This window comes from Streptomyces pilosus (genome assembly GCF_014649835.1).
Classification (GTDB): domain Bacteria; phylum Actinomycetota; class Actinomycetes; order Streptomycetales; family Streptomycetaceae; genus Streptomyces; species Streptomyces pilosus.
The window spans coordinates 310,491-329,146 of the sequence record NZ_BMTU01000005.1; the positions used below are offsets into that span (position 1 = coordinate 310,491).

25 protein-coding genes and 1 pseudogene are annotated in these 18,656 nt (G+C 70.7%); 6 read left to right on the forward strand and 20 right to left on the reverse strand.

Translation table 11 applies throughout. The annotated features are described in order from the left end of the window. Window positions 1–96: 96 nt before the first annotated feature. The 12 genes from rpsQ to IE118_RS15275 all read right to left on the reverse strand — a co-directional run bounded on the left by rpsQ (window position 97) and on the right by IE118_RS15275 (window position 6,217). Window positions 97–384: a 30S ribosomal protein S17 gene (gene rpsQ / locus IE118_RS15220; RefSeq protein ID WP_004927263.1), complete on the reverse strand. Its 288-nt coding sequence runs from the start codon at window positions 382–384 to the stop codon at window positions 97–99. After that, window positions 381–605 carry a 50S ribosomal protein L29 gene (rpmC, locus tag IE118_RS15225; protein ID WP_007494763.1) on the reverse strand — a complete coding sequence of 75 codons (225 nt, stop codon included), beginning with the start codon at window positions 603–605 and terminating at the stop codon, window positions 381–383. Before rpmC ends, rpsQ begins: the two co-directional genes overlap by 4 nt. Next, a complete protein-coding gene (rplP, locus tag IE118_RS15230; RefSeq protein WP_009190136.1) occupies window positions 605–1,024 on the reverse strand; it encodes a 50S ribosomal protein L16 in 420 nt (139 codons plus the stop codon). Before rplP ends, rpmC begins: the two co-directional genes overlap by 1 nt. Window positions 1,025–1,029: 5 nt before the next feature. Continuing rightward, the gene (gene rpsC / locus IE118_RS15235) at window positions 1,030–1,857 is read right to left on the reverse strand and encodes a 30S ribosomal protein S3 (protein ID WP_189558418.1); all 828 of its coding nucleotides are present in this window, start codon (window positions 1,855–1,857) and stop codon (window positions 1,030–1,032) included. Further along, window positions 1,857–2,204 (reverse strand): 50S ribosomal protein L22, encoded by a 348-nt coding sequence (gene rplV / locus IE118_RS15240; RefSeq protein WP_006130776.1) that lies wholly within the window; start codon window positions 2,202–2,204, stop codon window positions 1,857–1,859. Before rplV ends, rpsC begins: the two co-directional genes overlap by 1 nt. Before the next feature lie 44 nt (window positions 2,205–2,248). Then, window positions 2,249–2,530, reverse strand: a complete 282-nt coding sequence (rpsS, locus tag IE118_RS15245; RefSeq protein ID WP_031076666.1) for a 30S ribosomal protein S19 — start codon at window positions 2,528–2,530, stop codon at window positions 2,249–2,251. A gap of 12 nt (window positions 2,531–2,542) precedes the next feature. Beyond that, the gene (gene rplB, locus IE118_RS15250) at window positions 2,543–3,379 is read right to left on the reverse strand and encodes a 50S ribosomal protein L2 (protein ID WP_006130778.1); all 837 of its coding nucleotides are present in this window, start codon (window positions 3,377–3,379) and stop codon (window positions 2,543–2,545) included. A 38-nt stretch (window positions 3,380–3,417) separates the two neighbouring features. Then, a complete protein-coding gene (gene rplW / locus IE118_RS15255; RefSeq protein ID WP_189558419.1) occupies window positions 3,418–3,837 on the reverse strand; it encodes a 50S ribosomal protein L23 in 420 nt (139 codons plus the stop codon). Further along, complete coding sequence (rplD, locus tag IE118_RS15260; protein ID WP_189558420.1) at window positions 3,837–4,496, reverse strand: 50S ribosomal protein L4; 660 nt, start codon at window positions 4,494–4,496, stop codon at window positions 3,837–3,839. The genes rplW and rplD overlap by 1 nt, the downstream gene beginning before the upstream one ends. An 8-nt stretch (window positions 4,497–4,504) precedes the next feature. Continuing rightward, window positions 4,505–5,149, reverse strand: coding sequence for a 50S ribosomal protein L3 (gene rplC / locus IE118_RS15265; RefSeq protein WP_030046373.1), 645 nt, complete (start codon window positions 5,147–5,149; stop codon window positions 4,505–4,507). A gap of 18 nt (window positions 5,150–5,167) precedes the next feature. Beyond that, window positions 5,168–5,476, reverse strand: coding sequence for a 30S ribosomal protein S10 (gene rpsJ, locus IE118_RS15270; RefSeq protein WP_003948644.1), 309 nt, complete (start codon window positions 5,474–5,476; stop codon window positions 5,168–5,170). 408 nt (window positions 5,477–5,884) lie between these two features. Beyond that, complete coding sequence (locus tag IE118_RS15275) at window positions 5,885–6,217, reverse strand: cupin domain-containing protein (RefSeq protein ID WP_189558421.1); 333 nt, start codon at window positions 6,215–6,217, stop codon at window positions 5,885–5,887. 121 nt (window positions 6,218–6,338) lie between these two features. Here IE118_RS15275 and IE118_RS15280 point away from each other — a divergent pair, with 121 nt between their 5' ends. After that, the gene (locus IE118_RS15280; RefSeq protein ID WP_189558422.1) at window positions 6,339–7,106 is read left to right on the forward strand and encodes a YqjF family protein; all 768 of its coding nucleotides are present in this window, start codon (window positions 6,339–6,341) and stop codon (window positions 7,104–7,106) included. 45 nt (window positions 7,107–7,151) lie between these two features. Here the strand turns inward: IE118_RS15280 and IE118_RS15285 are convergent, their stop codons facing one another. Together IE118_RS15285 and IE118_RS15290 are read right to left on the reverse strand one after the other, a co-directional pair. After that, complete coding sequence (locus IE118_RS15285; RefSeq protein WP_189558423.1) at window positions 7,152–7,361, reverse strand: 4-oxalocrotonate tautomerase family protein; 210 nt, start codon at window positions 7,359–7,361, stop codon at window positions 7,152–7,154. 56 nt (window positions 7,362–7,417) lie between these two features. Next, entirely contained in the window at window positions 7,418–8,191 is a 774-nt protein-coding gene (locus IE118_RS15290; RefSeq protein WP_189558424.1) for an SDR family oxidoreductase, read from the reverse strand. A gap of 86 nt (window positions 8,192–8,277) precedes the next feature. Here IE118_RS15290 and IE118_RS15295 point away from each other — a divergent pair, with 86 nt between their 5' ends. After that, a complete protein-coding gene (locus tag IE118_RS15295) occupies window positions 8,278–9,132 on the forward strand; it encodes a helix-turn-helix transcriptional regulator (RefSeq protein WP_229846819.1) in 855 nt (284 codons plus the stop codon). Window positions 9,133–9,222: 90 nt separating this feature from the next. On the opposite strand, the gene gdhA is transcribed toward IE118_RS15295, so the two are convergent. Then, window positions 9,223–10,581 (reverse strand): NADP-specific glutamate dehydrogenase, encoded by a 1,359-nt coding sequence (gene gdhA / locus IE118_RS15300; protein WP_189558426.1) that lies wholly within the window; start codon window positions 10,579–10,581, stop codon window positions 9,223–9,225. Window positions 10,582–10,829: 248 nt separating this feature from the next. Then, window positions 10,830–11,039, reverse strand: a complete 210-nt coding sequence (locus tag IE118_RS15305) for a DUF397 domain-containing protein (protein ID WP_189558427.1) — start codon at window positions 11,037–11,039, stop codon at window positions 10,830–10,832. Window positions 11,040–11,098: 59 nt separating this feature from the next. Here IE118_RS15305 and IE118_RS34055 point away from each other — a divergent pair. From IE118_RS34055 to IE118_RS15315, 3 genes and pseudogenes are all read left to right on the forward strand, one after another. Then, window positions 11,099–11,341: pseudogene (locus tag IE118_RS34055) on the forward strand (ATP-binding protein); the annotation flags it as partial. Between the two features lie 243 nt (window positions 11,342–11,584). Further along, window positions 11,585–12,478 carry a helix-turn-helix domain-containing protein gene (locus tag IE118_RS15310; protein ID WP_189558428.1) on the forward strand — a complete coding sequence of 298 codons (894 nt, stop codon included), beginning with the start codon at window positions 11,585–11,587 and terminating at the stop codon, window positions 12,476–12,478. Window positions 12,479–12,564: 86 nt separating this feature from the next. Further along, complete coding sequence (locus tag IE118_RS15315) at window positions 12,565–12,912, forward strand: hypothetical protein (RefSeq protein ID WP_189558429.1); 348 nt, start codon at window positions 12,565–12,567, stop codon at window positions 12,910–12,912. A gap of 68 nt (window positions 12,913–12,980) precedes the next feature. Here the strand turns inward: IE118_RS15315 and IE118_RS15320 are convergent, their stop codons facing one another. Beyond that, on the reverse strand, window positions 12,981–13,502 hold the full coding sequence (locus tag IE118_RS15320) for a hypothetical protein (RefSeq protein WP_189558430.1): 522 nt from the start codon (window positions 13,500–13,502) through the stop codon (window positions 12,981–12,983). Between the two features lie 569 nt (window positions 13,503–14,071). After that, window positions 14,072–14,848, reverse strand: a complete 777-nt coding sequence (locus tag IE118_RS15325) for a hypothetical protein (protein ID WP_189558431.1) — start codon at window positions 14,846–14,848, stop codon at window positions 14,072–14,074. Between the two features lie 652 nt (window positions 14,849–15,500). On the opposite strand from IE118_RS15325, the gene IE118_RS15330 reads away from it, so the two are divergent. Continuing rightward, a complete protein-coding gene (locus IE118_RS15330; RefSeq protein WP_189596700.1) occupies window positions 15,501–16,325 on the forward strand; it encodes an SAM-dependent methyltransferase in 825 nt (274 codons plus the stop codon). 90 nt (window positions 16,326–16,415) lie between these two features. Here IE118_RS15330 and IE118_RS15335 read toward each other — a convergent pair whose 3' ends face one another. Further along, window positions 16,416–17,597 (reverse strand): endo-1,4-beta-xylanase, encoded by a 1,182-nt coding sequence (locus IE118_RS15335; protein WP_189558433.1) that lies wholly within the window; start codon window positions 17,595–17,597, stop codon window positions 16,416–16,418. 178 nt (window positions 17,598–17,775) lie between these two features. Continuing rightward, window positions 17,776–18,651, reverse strand: coding sequence for an LLM class flavin-dependent oxidoreductase (locus IE118_RS15340; RefSeq protein WP_189558434.1), 876 nt, complete (start codon window positions 18,649–18,651; stop codon window positions 17,776–17,778). Window positions 18,652–18,656: the final 5 nt, after the last annotated feature.

Genomic DNA, 18,656 nt, shown 5'->3' on the forward strand with positions numbered 1-18,656 from the left:
GGGGGCCGTTCAGGAACGGCCCCCGGAGCCTGGCGGAACTGTCCTGCGAGGGGTGCCTCGCAGGAACGTACTTGGGGATTCCCTTGCGGGAATCGCCTACTTGGCCTTCTCGAGGATCTCGACGATGCGCCAGTGCTTCGTCGCGGACAGCGGCCGGGTCTCCATCAGGAGGACGCGGTCGCCGACGCCGGCGGCGTTCTGCTCGTCGTGGGCCTTGAGCTTGCTCGTGCTGCGGATGACCTTGCCGTACAGCGCGTGCTTCTTGCGGTCCTCGACGGCGACGACGACGGTCTTGTCCATCTTGTCGCTGACGACGATGCCCTCGCGGGTCTTGCGGTCGCCGCGCGCCTCGGTGTTCGTCTCGGTCACGTTGTTCTCGCTCATGCGTTCTCCACCGTTTCGATGCCCAGCTCGCGCTCGCGCATCAGGGTGTAGATCCGCGCGATGTCCTTACGGACGGCCTTCAGCCGACCGTGGTTCTCGAGCTGACCGGTCGCCGCCTGGAAGCGGAGGTTGAACAGCTCTTCCTTGGCCTCGCGGAGCTTCGCAAGAAGCTCCTCGTTGCCCAGCTCGCGCAGCTCGGACGCCTTGGTACCGGCCGACATCACGCTTCACCTGCCTCGCGCTTGACGATCCGGCACTTCATCGGCAGCTTGTGGGCCGCACGGGTCAGCGCCTCACGGGCGATCTTCTCGTTGGGGTACGACAGCTCGAACATCACGCGTCCGGGCTTGACGTTGGCGATCCACCACTCCGGAGAACCCTTACCGGAACCCATGCGGGTCTCGGCCGGCTTCTTCGTCAGGGGACGGTCCGGGTAGATGTTGATCCAGACCTTGCCGCCACGCTTGATGTGACGGGTCATGGCGATACGAGCCGCTTCGATCTGGCGGTTCGTGACGTACGCCGGGGTCAGCGCCTGGATGCCGTACTCGCCGAACGCAACCTGCGTGCCACCCTTGGACATGCCGTTGCGCTTGGGGTGGTGCTGCTTGCGGTGCTTGACCCTACGGGGGATCAGCATGTCGGTCAGGCCTCCGTTCCGGTGCTCTCAGCCGGAGCGGCAGCCGGAGCGTCGGCCTTGGGGGCCTCGGCAGCGGGAGCCTGCTGCGGCTTGCGGCCGCGACCGCCACGCTCGCCACCGCGGCCACCGCGGGCCGGGCGGTCGGAACCACCACGGGCCGGACGGTTGCCGGCGCGGGCGGCGGCGTTCTCGGCGCGGACCTCGGCGATGTTCTTGACGTCGCCCTTGTAGATCCAGACCTTCACACCGATGCGGCCGAAGGTCGTCTTGGCCTCGAAGAAGCCGTAGTCCACGTTCGCGCGGAGCGTGTGCAGGGGCACGCGGCCCTCGCGGTAGAACTCCGAGCGGGACATCTCGGCGCCACCGAGGCGGCCACCGCACTGGATCTTGATGCCCTTGGCGCCCGCCTTCATCGCCGACTGCATGCTCTTGCGCATGGCGCGGCGGAAGGAGACGCGGGAGGAGAGCTGCTCGGCGACGGCCTGGGCCACGAGCTGAGCGTCCGTCTCGGGGTTCTTGACCTCGAGGATGTTCAGCTGGACCTGCTTGCCGGTGAGCTTCTCGAGGTCACCGCGGATGCGGTCGGCCTCGGCGCCGCGGCGGCCGATGACGATGCCCGGACGAGCGGTGTGGATGTCCACACGCACACGGTCGCGGGTGCGCTCGATCTCGACCTTGGAGATGCCGGCGCGCTCCATGCCGGACGTCATCATCCGGCGGATGGCGACGTCTTCCTTGACGTAGTCCTTGTACAGCTTGTCGGCGTACCACCGGGACTTGAAGTCCGTGGTGACACCGAGCCGGAACCCATGCGGGTTAACCTTCTGGCCCATTACCGGGTTCCTTCCTTGCTGCTGACGACCACGGTGATGTGGCTGGTCCGCTTGCGGATCCGGTAGGCGCGGCCCTGGGCGCGCGGACGGAACCGCTTCAGGGTCGGGCCCTCGTCGACGTAGGCCTCGGAAATGAAGAGGCTGTCGACATCGGTGTGGTCGTAGTTGTGCGCGGCGTTGGCGATGGCGCTGTCCAGCACCTTGCCGACCGGCACGCTCGCGGCCTGCGGGGCGAAACGCAGGACCGCCTGAGCCTCCGTGGCATCCATGCCACGGATGAGGTCCACCACGCGGCGGGCCTTCATGGGCGTGACGCGGATGTACCGCGCCTGGGCCCTGGCTTCCATGGTTGTCCCTTCAGTGTCTGTCATGGTCGATTGCACCCCGCCGACTAGCGGCGCTTCGACTTCCGGTCGTCCTTGACGTGGCCCCGGAAGGTGCGGGTCGGCGAGAACTCGCCGAGCTTGTGGCCGACCATCGACTCGGTGACAAACACCGGAATGTGGGTCTTGCCGTTGTGCACCGCGATCGTGTGGCCCAGCATCGCCGGGACGATCATCGAGCGACGGGACCAGGTCTTGATGACGTTCTTGGTACCGGCTTCGTTCTGCGAGTCCACCTTCTTGATCAGGTGGTCGTCGACGAAGGGTCCCTTCTTCAAGCTACGAGGCATCTCAACCCGTCCTTAGCGCTTCTTGTTCGTCTTGCGGCGGCGGACGATGTACTTGTTCGACGCCTTCTTGGGCGAACGAGTACGGCCTTCCTTCTTGCCCCACGGGGACACGGGGTGACGACCACCGGAGGTCCGGCCCTCACCACCACCGTGCGGGTGGTCAACCGGGTTCATGACGACACCACGGACGGTCGGGCGGACGCCCAGCCACCGCTTACGGCCGGCCTTGCCCCAGTTGATGTTGCTCTGCTCGGCGTTGCCGACCTCGCCCACAGTGGCGCGGCAGCGGACGTCGACCAGGCGGATCTCGCCGGACGGCATGCGCAGGTGGGCCATCTGGCCCTCCTTCGCGAGCAGCTGCACCGAGGCGCCGGCGGAGCGGGCGAACTTGGCGCCGCCGCCGGGACGCAGCTCGATGGCGTGCAGCGTCGTACCGACCGGGATGTTGCGCAGGGCAAGGTTGTTGCCCGGCTTGATGTCGGCCCCGGGGCCGTTCTCGACGCGGTCGCCCTGGCTCAGGCCACGCGGCGCGAGGATGTAGCGCTTCTCGCCGTCCGCGTAGTGCAGGAGCGCGATGCGCGCGGTGCGGTTGGGGTCGTACTCGATGTGCGCGACCTTCGCCGGCACGCCGTCCTTGTCGTGACGACGGAAGTCGATCACTCGGTAGGCGCGCTTGTGGCCACCGCCCTGGTGGCGGACGGTCACACGACCGGAATTGTTACGGCCGCCCTTGCTGTGCAGGGGACGGACCAGCGACTTCTCCGGCGTGGACCGCGTGACCTCGACGAAGTCGGCGACGCTGGAGCCACGACGGCCCGGAGTCGTCGGCTTGTACTTGCGGATACCCATTTCTCAGTCCTCGTCCGATATCGAACGATCCTGACCGCTTACGCGGTCGGACCGCCGAAGATGTCGATACGGTCGCCCTCGGCGAGGGTCACGATCGCGCGCTTGGTCGCCGCACGCTGGCCGAAGCCGGTGCGGGTCCGCTTGCGCTTGCCGATGCGGTTGATCGTGTTGACCCCGGTGACCTTGACCTCGAAGACCGCCTGGACGGCCTGCTTGATCTGGGTCTTGTTCGCGTTGGGGTCGACGAGGAACGTGTACTTGTTCTCGTCGATCAGCGCGTAGCTCTTCTCCGACACGACCGGCTTCAGCAGGATGTCACGGGGGTCCGTGTACGCCTTGCTCACCGGGGTGACGACGGTGTTCTTGCCTTCGGCCTCGTGGCGGCGCGCCTTGGCGACGCGCGCGGCCTTGGCCGCCTTGGCGGCCTTCGAGGCGATCGAGGGGTGACGGGCAGCCATCAGACCTCGCTCCCTTCGTTGTCGTTGGCCTTGTTCGGGCCGGCGACGAAGGACTCGAAAGCGGCCTGGGTGAAGACCACGTCGTCCGAGACGATTACGTCGTACGTGTTCAGCTGGCCCGGCTCCAGGATGTGGACCTGGGGCAGGTTGCGGGCGGACAGCCACGCGGCCTCGTCGGCGCGGTCGACGACCAGGAGCAGGTTCTTGCGCTCCGAGATCTTGCCGAACAGCGTCCTGGCGGCCTTCGTGGAGGGGGTCTCACCCTCGATCACGCCGGAGACGACGTGAATGCGGTTGTTGCGCGCCCGGTCGGTGAGGGCGTGGCGCAGGGCCGCGGCCTTCATCTTCTTGGGCGTGCGCTGCGAGTAGTCGCGCGGCACGGGGCCGTGCACGACGCCACCGCCGGCGAACTGCGGCGCGCGGGTCGAGCCCTGACGGGCGCGGCCGGTGCCCTTCTGGCGGTACGGCTTGCGGCCACCACCACGGACTTCACCGCGACGCTTGGTCTTGTGCGTGCCCTGGCGGGCAGCGGCGTTCTGCGCGACGACGACCTGGTGGATCAGCGGGATGCTGACCTTCTCCACGCCGAAGATCTCCGCGGGGAGCTCGACGCTTCCGGTCTTCTCGCCGGCAGGCGAAAGGATGTCAACAGTGCTCATCGGTTACCTCAGGCCCCCTTGGCCGCGGTGCGGACCAGGACGAGGCCGCCGTTCGGACCGGGAACCGCGCCCTTGATGAGCAGCAGACCCTTCTCCGCGTCAACGGCGTGGACGGTCAGGTTCTGGGTGGTGACCCGCTCGTTGCCCATGCGACCCGCCATGCGGAGGCCCTTGAACACGCGGCCCGGGGTGGCACAGCCACCGATGGAGCCCGGCGAGCGGTGCTTGCGCTGGGTGCCGTGACCGGCGCCGAGGCCCTTGAAGTTGTGACGCTTCATGACACCGGCGAAGCCCTTGCCCTTGCTCTTGCCGGTGACGTCGACCTTCACGCCGGACTCGAAGACCTCGGCGGTGACTTCCTGGCCCAGCGTGTACTCGGAGGCGTCCGCGGTGCGGATCTCGACGAGGTGACGACGGGGGGTGACGTCGGCCTTGGCGAAGTGGCCCTTGAGGGGCTTGTTCACCTTGCGCGGGTCGATCTCGCCGAAGGCGATCTGGACCGACTCGTAGCCGTCGACGTCGTTCGTACGGACCTGGGTGACGACGTTGGGGCCGGCCTTGACGACGGTGACCGGAACAACACGGTTGTTCTCGTCCCACACCTGCGTCATGCCGAGCTTCTCGCCCAGGATGCCCTTGATCTGCTTTGCCATCTCTTCAGATCACCGGCCTCAGAGCTTGATCTCGATGTCGACACCGGCCGGGAGGTCGAGTCGCATCAGAGAGTCAACGGTCTTGGGGGTCGGGTCGAGGATGTCGATCAGGCGCTTGTGCGTGCGCATCTCGAAGTGCTCGCGCGAGTCCTTGTACTTGTGCGGCGACTTGATGACGCAGTACACGTTCTTCTCAGTGGGCAGCGGCACCGGGCCCGCGACCGACGCACCAGTGCGAGTCACCGTCTCGACGATCTTCTTCGCCGAGGAGTCGATGACCTCGTGGTCGTAGGCCTTGAGCCGGATGCGGATCTTCTGTCCCGCCATGGCTACTCCGTAGTCCTGTCTCTCTTTACGCTCCGGAGCCCGGCACATTCCCTTCCTCCTCCGACCCACGCGGTCGGGCGTGTCGCGCTCCCGCTGACACAGATGTCCCTTGTTCGAACATCCCTGCGGGATTGACACGGCCCTACCAGAACCGCGGACCGGGGGCGAAAGCCCACCGGGCGCCTGGCCGGCGCCGCACATACGCTTCCCGGAAGATTCCCGTACTTCCGCCCCTGATCAGGGGCGACGAGTACTGTGGGACTCGCTTCCGGCCCTCCCGGCGGGAGGCGCGCAGCATCAACGCTCGACCGAGCAACTCGGACAGTCTGCCACAGCGGGCGGTGCCCTGGCCAATCGGGCGGAAGAGAGTACCCCCAGAGTGACGCAGATCAAACAGTCCGGCGCCGGTCAGCTCCGTTTCGCGACGGTGAGGACCACCGCCGCGTCCTCCAGTGCCTCCAGGGCGTGCCGGGCCGGGGGGATGACGAGGAGATCGCCGGTGCGGCCCTCCCACTCGGTGCCGCCGCTGGTGAGGCGGACACGGCCGCGGAGCACCAGCAGGGTCGCCTCGCCGGGGCTGTCGTGCTCGGCCAGGCTGGTGCCGGCGGTCAGCGCGAGGAGCGTCTGGCGCAGGACGTGTTCGTGGCCGCCGTGGACGGTGGTAGCGCTGCGGCCGCTGGACGAGCCGGCGGCGAGCTCCAGGTGTTCGCGGGCGAGGGCGTCGAGCGAGAGCTTCTGCATGGCCTCCAGTGTTCCCGCGCGCGCCGGGCGGTCACCAGGGCCATGTGGGGCACACCGTGGTGTCCGCCCCCTCCACCCGGACGGCCCTGCCGTGCCCCGGCCGCTCCGTGATACTGGCCCGGTGCCGTCGACACCGCCGCTGCCCGACCCGATCTCGCCCGACCCGCCGGAGGCGATCGCGCGTCCGCTGCTCACCCAGTCCTGGCTCGACCTGACGTTCGTGCACTGGGCGGTGGACCCGGCGGACGTCGCCGGGCTGCTGCCGCCGGGCACCCGGCCGGACACCGTCGGCGGGGTCACCTACGTCGGTCTCGTCGCCTTCCGGATGCACCGGGTGGGGTGGCTGCGCCTGCCGGGGGTGCCGTACCTGGGGAACTTCCCGGAGACCAACGTGCGCCTGTACTCGGTGGACGCGCACGGGCGGCGCGGGGTCGTCTTCCTGTCCCTGGACGCCTCCCGGCTGATCCCGGTGGCGGTGGGCCGCCTCGGCTTCGGGATGCCGTACGTCTGGTCCCGGATGCGCGTGGAGCACCTGGACGGGGCCACGGTCAGGTACACGGGTTCCCGGAGGTGGCCGGGTCCGCGCGGGGCGGGCAGCCGGCTGACCGTGCGCCGGGGCGAGCCGGTCGGGGAGCCGACCGCGCTGGAGCACTTCCTCACCGCCCGCTGGGGCATGCACGGCGCGTTCTTCGGGCGGTCGCTGTACCTGCCCAACGCCCATCCGCGCTGGGCGCTGCACCGGGCCGAGCTGGTGGAGTGCGAGGAGGACCTGGTCACGGCGGCCGGTCTGCCCGCGCCGGCCGGGGAGCCGGTGAGCGTGCTGTACTCCCCCGGCGTCCCGGCCCGCTTCGGGAGACCGGCCCGTCCGGCCGGCCTCCCCACACCGTGACGGCGGGGCGGCGGGCCGGACGCGGGGCCTCGGCTCCCGGGCCGGTCAGGCGGTGCCGTTCAGCATCGCGGCCGTGAGGACGTCCCCGGCGACGCCCCAGCCGCCGTCGGGGACCTCGTCGACGAGGACGACGGTGGTGGCGCGGGCCCGTTCCCCGTATATCTCCGCGTAGAGGTCGGTGGTGCGCTCGACGAGCTTCCTCTTGTCGTCGGCGCCGAGGGTGCCCGCGGGGACCTTGAAGTGGGCGAAAGGCATGGATGTCTCCTGTCGGTGGATGCCGGCGGGTTCGGTGTCGTGCGGTCGCGCCGTCGTCAGACCATGCCGCCGTTGGCCCGCAGGACCTGGCCGTTGACCCAGTGCCCGGCGGGGCTGGTGAGGAAGGCGACCACGGCGGCGATGTCGTCCGGCGTGCCCAGCCGCTCCAGCGGCGGCGTCATGGCCAGCCGGTCGATCTGCTCGGGGGTCTTGCCCGTGAGGAACATGTCCGTGGCCGTCGGGCCGGGGGCGACGGTGTTCACCGTGACGTCCCGTCCGCGCAGCTCGCGGGCCAGGATGAGGGTCATCGCCTCCACGGCGCCCTTGCTCGCCGCGTACGCCCCGTACGCCGGGAACTGCGTACCGACCACGGAGCTCGAGAACGCCACGAGGGAACCCCCGGCGCGCAGCCGCCTGGCCGCCTGCTGGGCGACCACGAAGGCCCCCCGGATGTTGGTGCGGTGCACGGCGTCGAGTACCGCCAGGTCCAGGTCGGCGACGGGTGACAGCTCCATCCGTCCGGCCGAGTTCACGACCACGTCGACGCCGCCGTACTCCGCCTCCGCCCGGTCGAACAGCGCGGCGACCTCCTTCTCCTCCGCCACGTCGGCCGGTACGGCGACCGCCCGTCCGCCGGCCCCGGTGATCGCCGCCACCGTCTCCTCCGCCGAGGCCGCGTCGCGGGCGTAGTTCACGACGACGGCCAGGCCGTCCCCGGCGAGCCTGCGCGCGACCGCCCGGCCGATGCCGCGCGATCCGCCGGTGACGACGGCGACGCGTACGGATTCCGGTGCGGTGGTGTCCTGGTTCTGGTGCTGGTTCGAGGTCATGGCTCCACGATGTGCCGGGGCCGACGGCGCATCCAGGGGATGTCGTCCCCTGGGTCGCCGGCCCGGCACCGCCCACAATGGACGCCATGAGCGCTGCGAAGTACGCCGAGCTGGGGACGTTCCTGCGTTCGCGGCGGGAGCGCATCCGCCCGGCCGACGTCGGCCTTCCGGCCGGACCGAGGCGCCGGGTGCCGGGACTGCGCCGCGAGGAGGTGGCCCAGCTCGCCGGGGCCTCGGTGGACTACTACAACGAGCTGGAGCGCGGGGCCGGGTCCCAGCCGTCCGAGCAGATGATCGCCGCGCTGGCCAGGGCGCTGCGGCTGAGCGCCGACGAGCGTGACTACCTGTACCGCCTGGCGGACCGCCCGGTGCCCGTGCAGGGCGGGGCCGCCTCGCACGTCCACCCCGGCATGCTGGACCTCCTCGGCCGTCTGACCTCGACACCGGCGCAGGTGATCACCGACCTGCACGTCACCCTCGTACAGAATCCGCTCGCGGTGGCGCTGCTCGGGGACCAGTCCGGTCTCCGGGGTCCCCGGGCCAGCTTCGTCCACCGGTGGTTCACCGAGCCGGCGGCCCGGGAGCTGTATCCGGAGGCCGACCACGCGAGGCAGTCCCGTTCCTTCGTCGCGGATCTGCGGGCGGCCGCCGCGCGGCGGGACGCGAAGGACGCCGAGGCCACGTCGATGATCCGTACGCTGCTCGACGTCTCACCGGAGTTCGCCGCGCTGTGGGCCGCTCACGACGTGGCCGTCCGGCGGGACGACCGGAAACGGCTGATCCACCCCGTGCTCGGTCCCGTCGAGGTCAATTGTCTGCACCTGTTCAGCGAGGACGGGCGTCAGCGGCTGCTCTGGTTCACCCCGGCCGTCGGTACGGACAGCGCGGGGCTGCTGGAGCTGCTGACGGTGGTCGGGACGCAGCAGGTCGTCGAGCCGTGAGGCCGGCGCCCGGGACGTATGGGCCACGGGGCCGTACGGCGGCGGGAGGGTCGCCGTGTCCCTCCCGCCGGCGCCGCGTTCACCCGTGCGTCAGATGACGCCCTGCGCGAGCATCGCGTCCGCCACCCGCTCGAAGCCGGCGATGTTGGCGCCGGTCACGTAGTCGCCGGGGGCGCCGTAGCGCTCGGCGGTCTGCGCGCAGGTGGTGTGGATGTCGGTCATGATGCGGGCCAGCTCGTGCTCGACCTGGTCGGCCTTCCACGAGGTGCGCGACGCGTTCTGCGTCATCTCCAGCGCGCTGACGGCGACGCCGCCGGCGTTGGCCGCCTTGCCGGGGCCGAAGGCGACACCGGCCTGCTGGAGCAGGTCGACGGCCTCGGGCGTGGTGGGCATGTTCGCGCCCTCGGAGACCGCCTTCACGCCGTTGCGGATCAGGGTGGCGGCGTCGGCCGCGTTCAGCTCGTTCTGCGTGGCCGACGGCAGCGCGACGTCCGCCGGGACGTCCCACACCCGCCCGCCGGGCACGAACCGCGCGGAGGCGCCCCGGCGCTCGGCGTAGGTGCTCACCCGGCCGCGCTCGACCTCCTTGATCCGGCGCAGCAGCTCCACGTCGATGCCCTTCTCGTCGACGACGTAGCCGCCGGAGTCGGAGCAGGTGACGGGGTTGGCGCCGAGGGCGGCCAGCTTCTGGATGGTGTAGATCGCCACGTTGCCGGAGCCGGAGACGACCGCGGTCTGCCCCTCGAGGTCCTCGCCGCGGGCGCGCAGCATGGCCTCGGCGAACAGCACGTTGCCGTACCCGGTCGCCTCCGGGCGGATCAGGGAGCCGCCCCAGCCGGCGCTCTTGCCGGTCAGGACGCCGCCCTCCCAGCGGTTGGTGATCCTCCGGTACTGCCCGAACAGGTAGCCGATCTCGCGGGCGCCGACGCCGATGTCACCGGCCGGGATGTCGGTGTACTCGCCGATGTGGCGGTACAGCTCGGTCATGAAGGACTGGCAGAAGCGCATGACCTCCGCGTCGCTGCGGCCCTGCGGGTCGAAGTCGCTGCCGCCCTTGCCGCCGCCGATGCCCAGCCCGGTGAGGGCGTTCTTGAAGATCTGCTCGAAGCCGAGGAACTTGATGATCCCGAGGTTCACCGAGGGGTGGAAGCGCAGGCCGCCCTTGTAGGGGCCGAGGGCGCTGTTGAACTCGATGCGGAAACCGCGGTTCACGTGCACCTGACCGGCGTCGTCCGTCCAGGGCACCCGGAACATGATCTGCCGCTCCGGCTCGACCAGTCGCTCCACGAGGCCGGGCACCGCGTACTCGGGCCGGGCGGTCAGCACCGGAGCGAGCGTCTCCAGCACCTCGCGCGCGGCCTGGTGGAACTCGGGCTCCGCCGGGTTGCGGCGCTCCACTTCGGCGCGGAGCAGTTCGAGCGAGGACTTGGGGTCGGGGCGTGAGGTCACGGGGTCCCTTTCTGGCACGGCGTACACCGGTGCGGGGACCGGTGGAGGGCGCTCGGCGCCGTTGCCGACCGCGGGACAGGGCCGTCCGGTTCGTATACGACAGGACGGCCGACCCTCCCAGTGTTACCCGCGTGTTAACGCGATACCAAGAGGCGGGCCGGAATGTCCGCTATCTGGACACACCGTACGCAGTCCGGATGCCGGCGGCGACCACCGAAGGCGTCCGGTGAGGCGAGCCGCCGTCGGCGTCAGCGCTCCGACGCGTACCGCACGAAGCTCGCCCATGCGCCGGGCGTGAGGGTGAGCCGGGGGCCTGCCACGTTCTTGGAGTCACGGACGTGGACGGCAACGGGTGCTGTCGCGATCTCCACGCAGGAGTTCCCGTCCGGGCCGTCGCTGTAGCTGCTCTTGTACCAGACCAGTTCGGAAGCGTCCCCGGCAGAAGCCTTACGGGTCATGTCTCTCCCAGCAATTGCTCGATGAAGGCCAGCGACTCCCGAGGAGTGAGAGCCTGCGCCCGGATCGTTCCATACCGCTCGCGTTCTACGTGGTGGACCACACACTCCGTATCGAGGTCACCGACACACGGAGCGACCGACTGCCCCGGCGCCAACAAATCGCCCCTACAGCCGAGTCGGGCCGCGGCCTGCTCCTTGTGGACGCGTTCGCGGACCGCTGGGGTGTGTCCGAGGACCGCTTCCCGCGTCGCAGGACCGTCTGGGCCGAACTGCGCCTCACACCACCGGAACCCGAGAACTGAAGCTCCGGTACCGTCGGCGCCTCCCAAAGACAAGAAACGGGGCAGAGAAACCCCACCAAGCCCCACCCCTCCCGCCCGAGGCGGCCCGTCACTCGGGCGGGTGAACATCACCGGCTCAGCTGGATTTCCGAACCCCGGGCACCCCTACGCTCAGCGCACACAACCGAAAAAAGACTTCGGCCCCCGCCGGGACGGCAATCCCAGTGCGAGGGCCTGACCACCAAGGAAGAAGAGCGCTTCCCGATGGGTACCGAAAACCCTAGCGCGCCCCCGCGCGCCCAGTCAGCCGTCGCCGGCAATCCGACCCGATCGCGTCACCGCACCGGCGGCGTCATCCACGAGAACACCCGCCACACCGCCCGCTTCGTGGTGATCGGCAACCACCTCACCCAGCACCCGGACCTCTCCCTGCTGGCGATCGGCCTCGGCTGCCACATCCAGTCGCTGCCCACCGGTACCCCCGTGGACATCAAGAGCCTCACCGCCCGCTTCGCAGAAGGCACCAAACGCATCAGCGACGCACTGCGGGAGCTGGAGGCCCACGGCTACCTCCGCCGCGAACGCGTCCGCACCCCCGCCGGCCGCATCGTGACCCGCACGATCTCCTGCAATCAGCCCAGCCACCGGCGACGCGCAGCCGACACCGGTTGCCCCGCCCCGCAGCCCCTACCGGCGCCGGAGCGCACGCCCCACCCGCGCGGCCCCCGCCCCCGCAAGGCCCTCCCCGCCGTCCCCCAGCCTTCCGGCATCGCAGCCACCGCACTCCACCAGCAGGCCACCGACCTGCTGGCCGGCCTGCGCCGCCACGACCCCCGCCTCCTGCTCTCCGCCACCGACACCGAGCACCTGGCCCCCGGAGTCATCGCCTGGCTGGAACGCGAGGTCACCCCCACCGCCGTCCGCCACGCCCTCACCACCGACCTCCCGGACGAACCCCTCCGCCGTGCCGCCGCCCTCCTCGCCCATCGCCTGGCCGCACAGCTCCCACCCCTGCCGCCGTACCGCACCCCGGCCGGACCCCCATCACCGACCCGACACCGGCTGCGCAACTGCGACGGCTGCGACCACGCCTTCCGCGCCCCCGAAACCGAAACCCACTGCCGCGACTGCCGCACGGCCGCTCAGCCCCCTCACTGACCGGGGAAGGGCCCCCGATGTTCGCGCCCGAGCACCCCAGCCGCCCCGGACGACCACCCTGGCCAGTGCACTCCCGGGAGGACTCCATGAGCACGCAGGCCGACCACGGACACGAGCTGGTGCCCCGCCCCGAACAGACCCCGGACGCCCTGCGGGCCGCCCTCGCCGTCGTCGACCCGCGGCGCCTGCCCGAGATGCAGCGGACGAAGGACGAGGCCTTCGCCGAGGCCGTGGAGTGGCAGTCCCTCAGCCCGGTGCGGAGCTGGGTCCTGGCCTGGGCGCGGGACATCGAGATCGCCCGCCGCCCCGACCTCGCCGCACGTCACGCCCGCGCCAGGAGCAATCCGGAGCACGAGGACGCGGCGACCGCCCGGGAGGCGCTGCGGGAGCTGAGCGCCGTCCTCGACGAGGCCATGAAGGCAGTCCACGCTTGAGCTGGACCTGTGAGTACGCCATCGGCGCGGAGCAAGCCGCCCGAACCGCCCCGCCCGCCTTCCACGTCCTACTCCCGCTCCTTTTCCGGACCGGCGGTATCGCGGGCTCTGGGGGGCCTCGGGGGCAGGGTGGGTGCTGGGCCCCACCCGGAGGCCCGGAGCGGAGTTCTGCCGGTGGGAGCGTAGGGGGCGTCCGGGGCCGAGGGTGGCGTGGCGGAATCGTCCAGGGCATTGCGCAGAAAAGGGAGGATGCCGCGTTCCAGCAGGGCTTCCCTCCATGCCTCTCTGGCCCGGACCACTTCCGCGCTCGATTCGTAACGGTCCACGGTCTCCCGGGTGAGCCGACCGGAAGCGCGCAGCGCCGTGACCACCAGGAGGACTGTGCAGACGAGAACCGAGATCACCGTCACGGCTCCGGCAGACCAGCCGACGACGAGCATGGCCCGGGTGAACGTGGACTCGACTCCGAGCTGCCTGAGGAAGTAGCCGCTGAGAAGAGAGAGCACCGCGGTGGCTCCGGAGACGAAGACCGTGAGGACGGCGAGGACGGCAAACCAACCGGCGCTCTCCTCGTCGGGAATTTCTGTCATCCCTGCGGATCCAGCCAGCGCCCCGAGTTCGATCGGACGCCGGCGGGCCGGAGTGCCGGCGGACCTCGGCGGCCCCGAGGTGCGTGATGCCCGCCCCACCGCCCTCGGTGCTTCCGGACGTACGCTCAGGCCCAGCAGCGCTGCCAGCAGCCGACGGCGGTAGGACATCCGGGCCCACCGCTGTGGGGCAACCATGCCGTCGGTCCCAGGGCCACCCCGTCGTACGGCACCCAGCACAGCCGCACCCAACCGACGGCCCGGACCCGCTGCCGGAGCAGGCCCGGTGGCGGCCCGTGGACGGACGTCGGAGCGGGACGAGGCGCGCGGAGCAGGAGCGGATGCCCGGCCACGGAGCTCCTCGCGGAGCCGCACGTAATGGTGGTACTCGGTCGTCGCGGCTGCCGTGATGAGGGAAGTGGCACCCAACGCCATGGTGCGCAGCTGCTCGACGGAGAGCCGTTGGCCCACGGCTGCCAGCCCCGGAGTGTGAGGGGCGGCGCGCAACGCAGCGTCCAGGGTCCGCTCGTAGTCCGCGCGGTCCTCGTCCAGCAGTCGGTTCGGAGTGAGGCTCACCGTCCCTCCTCCCCGGTCGCCCGCCCTTGTCGCCATCGTGGCGTGCCCCGGTCGTCGACGCCAGATCCAGTTCTGTCGGCCGGGCTCACAGGGAAGGGAGTGTCCCCGGGACGGACGGATCCCGCGGACCGAGTACGGTCCGGGTCCGGTTCGCCCATCGGCTCACGGGTGAGGTCGCCCGCGACGGTGGTGGGTTGCCTGGGCGGAAGCGTGGGCCGTACGGGGAAAGTCGGTTCGCCGGCCGGTTCGCTGGGCCGGACCGGATCCGCGGACGGTGCGGCCAGGGTTGCCGTCCCGGGCTGGGGGGCAACAGGTGGCACGGCGGCCCCGGCATTAGAGCCGCCCGCACCGCCCGCTTCCACGGCACCGGTGGCCGGTGCCCCTGTGTCCGCGGCCGTGTCCGCCGCCCCGGCCGGCCGGTCGCCCGTCACCACGTCGTTCACCGACTGGATGCGGCCGAGTTGGGTGAGCAGCATGGGCGCCGACATACCGACCACGACGGCCGCGTACTGACCACTGATCTGCCCTGTGGTACCGAACAACACCGCCGCCCCGGCACCCATCAGGCTGTGCACGACGGCCGCGGCGATGTCGACGGCCGGATCGAAGTACACCTGGAACCGCGGGGCTTCCCCCTGTCCCGCCCCCATCGCGGTCAGCTGCCGATGGGCACGCCGATCGGCCTGCCAGGACACGAACCGCGTGTAGACGTCCAGAGCCCCGCGCAGCAGACCACCCGCCGCCCCCAGGACGAGCAACGTCGAGATGCTCACGGTTTCCCCCGCGGGACACCGGGGTCTGGACGCGATCGTCCGGTCACCGGACGAGCGCGGAGCCGGGCGCAGCAGTGCATCACCGGCGTCGCGGTGGGGCTCACGCGGTCGTGTCCGGCCGCTGCCTCACTCCTCCTGGACGACGAAGCCGACCAGACGCACTGCTCGCCGAAGTGGCCGCGATGCCTGTTGTCCCCGAACCCCGTGGAGTGCTCCACCCAGTCCGGTACCGGGACGGGCTCCAGCTCCACGCTGAAGTGCGGGTACGGCACCTGGTGCGGGCCACCGCCGGTCGTACTGTCTGCCATCCGTCCCCCGCGTGCCCCGATCCTTCACCGGACTCGCCACTTGCGCCGACGACGGCGCACGCGCTTCGTACCCTCCAGGGAGCGCAGAGTAACGAGCGTCACATTCGCTGCCAACGTCGGTGATCGGAATCCAGCCGGAGCCGGACGGGTGGTGTTGGAACCCCTGGTCGATCACTTCCGCCGGCTGATCAGTCCCGGGGACGCGTACTGCGCCGCGCCCGGTAGGCGTCCGGCTGGAACAGGGCCGACGGCGCCCCGTCCACCCCGGCGTCCGGGGCCTGGATATCGTGGCGTCCCACGGCGCCTTCGCCGGCTAACTCCCGTGTATGACAAGGGGATTCAGGGTGGAACAGCAGAACGCCGCCGGGGACGACGCTCCCGTGCGGATCGACACCAGCAAGCCGCATCCCGCGCGGATGTACGACTGGTTCCTCGGCGGCAAGGACAACTACCCGGTGGACGAGGAGCTGGGCCGGCAGCTCGTGGGGTTCGCGCCGGTCATTCCGGTCATGGCGCGGATGAACCGGGCGTTCATGCACCGGGCCACCCGCTGGGTCGCGGACCAGGGGGTGCGCCAGTTCCTCGACATCGGGACGGGCATACCGACGGAGCCGAACCTGCACCAGGTGGCCCAGGACGTCGCCGCCGACGCCCGGGTCGTCTACTGCGACAACGACCCGATCGTCCTCGTCCACGCCGAGGCGCTGCTGCGGGGCACCCCCGAGGGGGTGGTCGACTACGTGCAGGCGGACGCGCGCGACACCGCCGCGATCGTCGAACAGGCGCGCAGGACGCTGGACTTCGAGCGGCCCGTCGCGCTGTCGCTGATCGCGCTGCTGCACTTCATCAGCGACGAGGACGGGGCGTACGAGCTGGTGGAGCGGCTCAAGGAGGAACTGGCGCCGGGCAGTTACCTGGTCATGTCGCACCTCACGCCCGACTTCCACCCGGAGGAGGCCTCGAAGAAGGTCGTCGACCTCTACCGGGCGGGCGGGCTCACCATGGACATGCGCAGCCGGGAGCGGTTCGCCCGGTTCTTCGAGGGGCTCGACGTGGTCGACCCCGGCATGGTGGCCGCGGAGGCGTGGCACCCCGAGCTCGGCGAGCCGGTGCCGGGCCAGGAGGGTGTCCTCAGCGGCGCCTACGTGGCGGTGGCCCGCAAGGCCTGAGCACGTGCGGAGCGAGCCGACGGGGCCGCCCCGGAGCCGGAGCGAGCCGACGGGGCCGCCCCGGCTCCGGGGCGGCCCCGTCCGGCCCGCTCAGGTCCGGCCGTGCCCGTGGCGCGTGCCGCGCTTCTCGCAGTCGTCCTCGCGGGCCGCCTCCCTCAGCGTGTCCCGCAGGGCGTAGAAGGCGGGCTTGCGCTCATAGTCACCGGTCATGACGTTCGCGTAGCCCTCGCCCTCGAAGAACACCGGGACCCATGAGTACTTGTCGGTGAAGCCCCAGATGGTGAACGAGTTGCAGCCGTCGACGGCCAGGCACGCCTCCAGGGTCCGCTGGTAGTACTCGGCCTGCTTGCGCTGCTGCTCCGCTGTGGGCTCGCCGGTCTCCGGCAGGTCCATGCGCACGTCCAGCTCGGTGACGGCCGTCTCCAGGCCGAGCGCGTCGAACCGGCTCAGGTTGTCCTCCAGGTCGCCCGGGAAGCCGTAGCGCGTGCTCAGGTGGCCCTGTACGGAGAAGCCGTCGACGGGGACGCCCTGCCGGAGCAGGTCCTGGACGAGGGCGTGGTAGGCGTCGCTCTTGGCGTTGACGCCCTCGACGTTGTAGTCGTTGAAGAACAGCTTCGCCCGGGGGTCGGCCTTGTGGGCCCAGCGGAAGGCGTCGGCGACGATGCCCGGCCCCAGTTCGCGGATCCAGATGTTGTCCTGGGTGCGCAGCTCGCCCTGGTCGTCGAAGATCTCGTTGGCGACGTCCCACTGCTGGATCTTGCCGGCGTAGCGGCCGACGACGGTGGTGATGTGCTCGCGCAGGATGGCGCGCAGCTCCGCCTTGGAGAAGTCGCCCTGCTCCAGCCACTCGGGGTTCTGGCTGTGCCACAGCAGGGTGTGGCCGCGCACCACCTGCTTGTTGTGGCGGGCGAACGCGACGATGGCGTCGGCCTGCCGGAAGTCGTAGCGGTCGCGCTCGGGGTGGATGTGGTCCCACTTCATCTGGTTCTCGGGGGAGACCGAGCTGAACTGGCGCGCCAGGACCTTGCGGTACTCCCTGTCGTACGTGAAGGGGTCCGGGTAGTCCTGCTCCAGGTGGTGGCCGCCGCCGGCGACGGCGGAGCCCACGACGAAGCCCTCCGGGGCGGCCTCACGCAGCCGGTCGTGCTGGGCGTGGGAGTGCGGCGCGGCCGTGCGGCCGGCCGGTGGACCGGCGGCGGCCGAGCCCGTCACGAGCGGCAGCGTCAGGGCGGCGGTGGCGAGGGCCACCGTGGCGAAACGAATGGATCTCATGCGGGGAGTCTCATTCCCATCGTCGGTCTCGAATGTTTCGAAATCGATCTCGAAACATTAGGGATGGGCGGACGCTACGGTTCGGCCGGGCGGCCCGTCAATACCCGTGCACGGGTCGGGCGTTCCCGGTGACGGCCGGCTCCCCCTCGGCCGCCACCGGGCTCTCGGCGGCGGTGCTTCAGACCGAGGGGCGGATCAGTTCGCCGGCGGCCCACCGCGCGACGCCCTCGGGGTGCGGCGCCGGCAGCCCGAGGACGATGTGCCGGAAACCCGCGTCGAGCGCCTCGCTGATCGCCTCCCGCGTGACACCGGGCCGCACGGTGTCGACGGGCACGTGGATCGAGCGGACGATCGAGTCGGGATCGCGGCCGATCTCCGCGCAGTAGCGGTCCAGCAGGGCGCTGCGGCGGGCCACGTCGTCCATGTCGCCGCCGGGGATGTTCCAGAGGTCCGCGTGTTCCGCGACCACCCGGAGCGTCGCCGAGGAGCGTCCGCCGACGAGGATCGGCGGGTGGGGACGCTGCACGGGCTTGGGGTTACCGAACGCCCCGGTGAGGTGGTGGTGGGTGCCGTGGAAGTCGAAGGGCTCCTCCTCGGTCCACAGCCGCCGGATCAGCGCGCAGGCCTCGGCGAGGCTCTCCACGGCCTGCGCGGGGGGCTGGAAGGGCAGACCGTGCGCCGGGTACTCACGCCGGGCCTCGGGCGGGTTCGGGCGGGACCCGACGCCGATGCCGAAGTCCAGCCGTCCGCCGGACACGATGTCGACGGTGGTGGCGATCTTGGCGAGCATCGCGGGCGGCCGGAACCGGTTGCTGGTGACCATCACCCCCAGCCGCAGCCGGCGGGTCTGCGCCGCGAGGGCGGAGAGCAGCGTCCAGCCCTCGAAGGCCGGGCCCCACGGGTCGCCGAAGATGGGCATGAGGTGGTCGAACAGCCAGGCGTGCTCGATCTCCGGGACGGCGTCGGCCTCGCGGCAGACGCGCAGCAGGTCGTCGTAGCCGACCTGCGTGGGCGCGGTCATGATGCCGAAGCGGGGCCGGGGTGCGGGTGACATGGGGG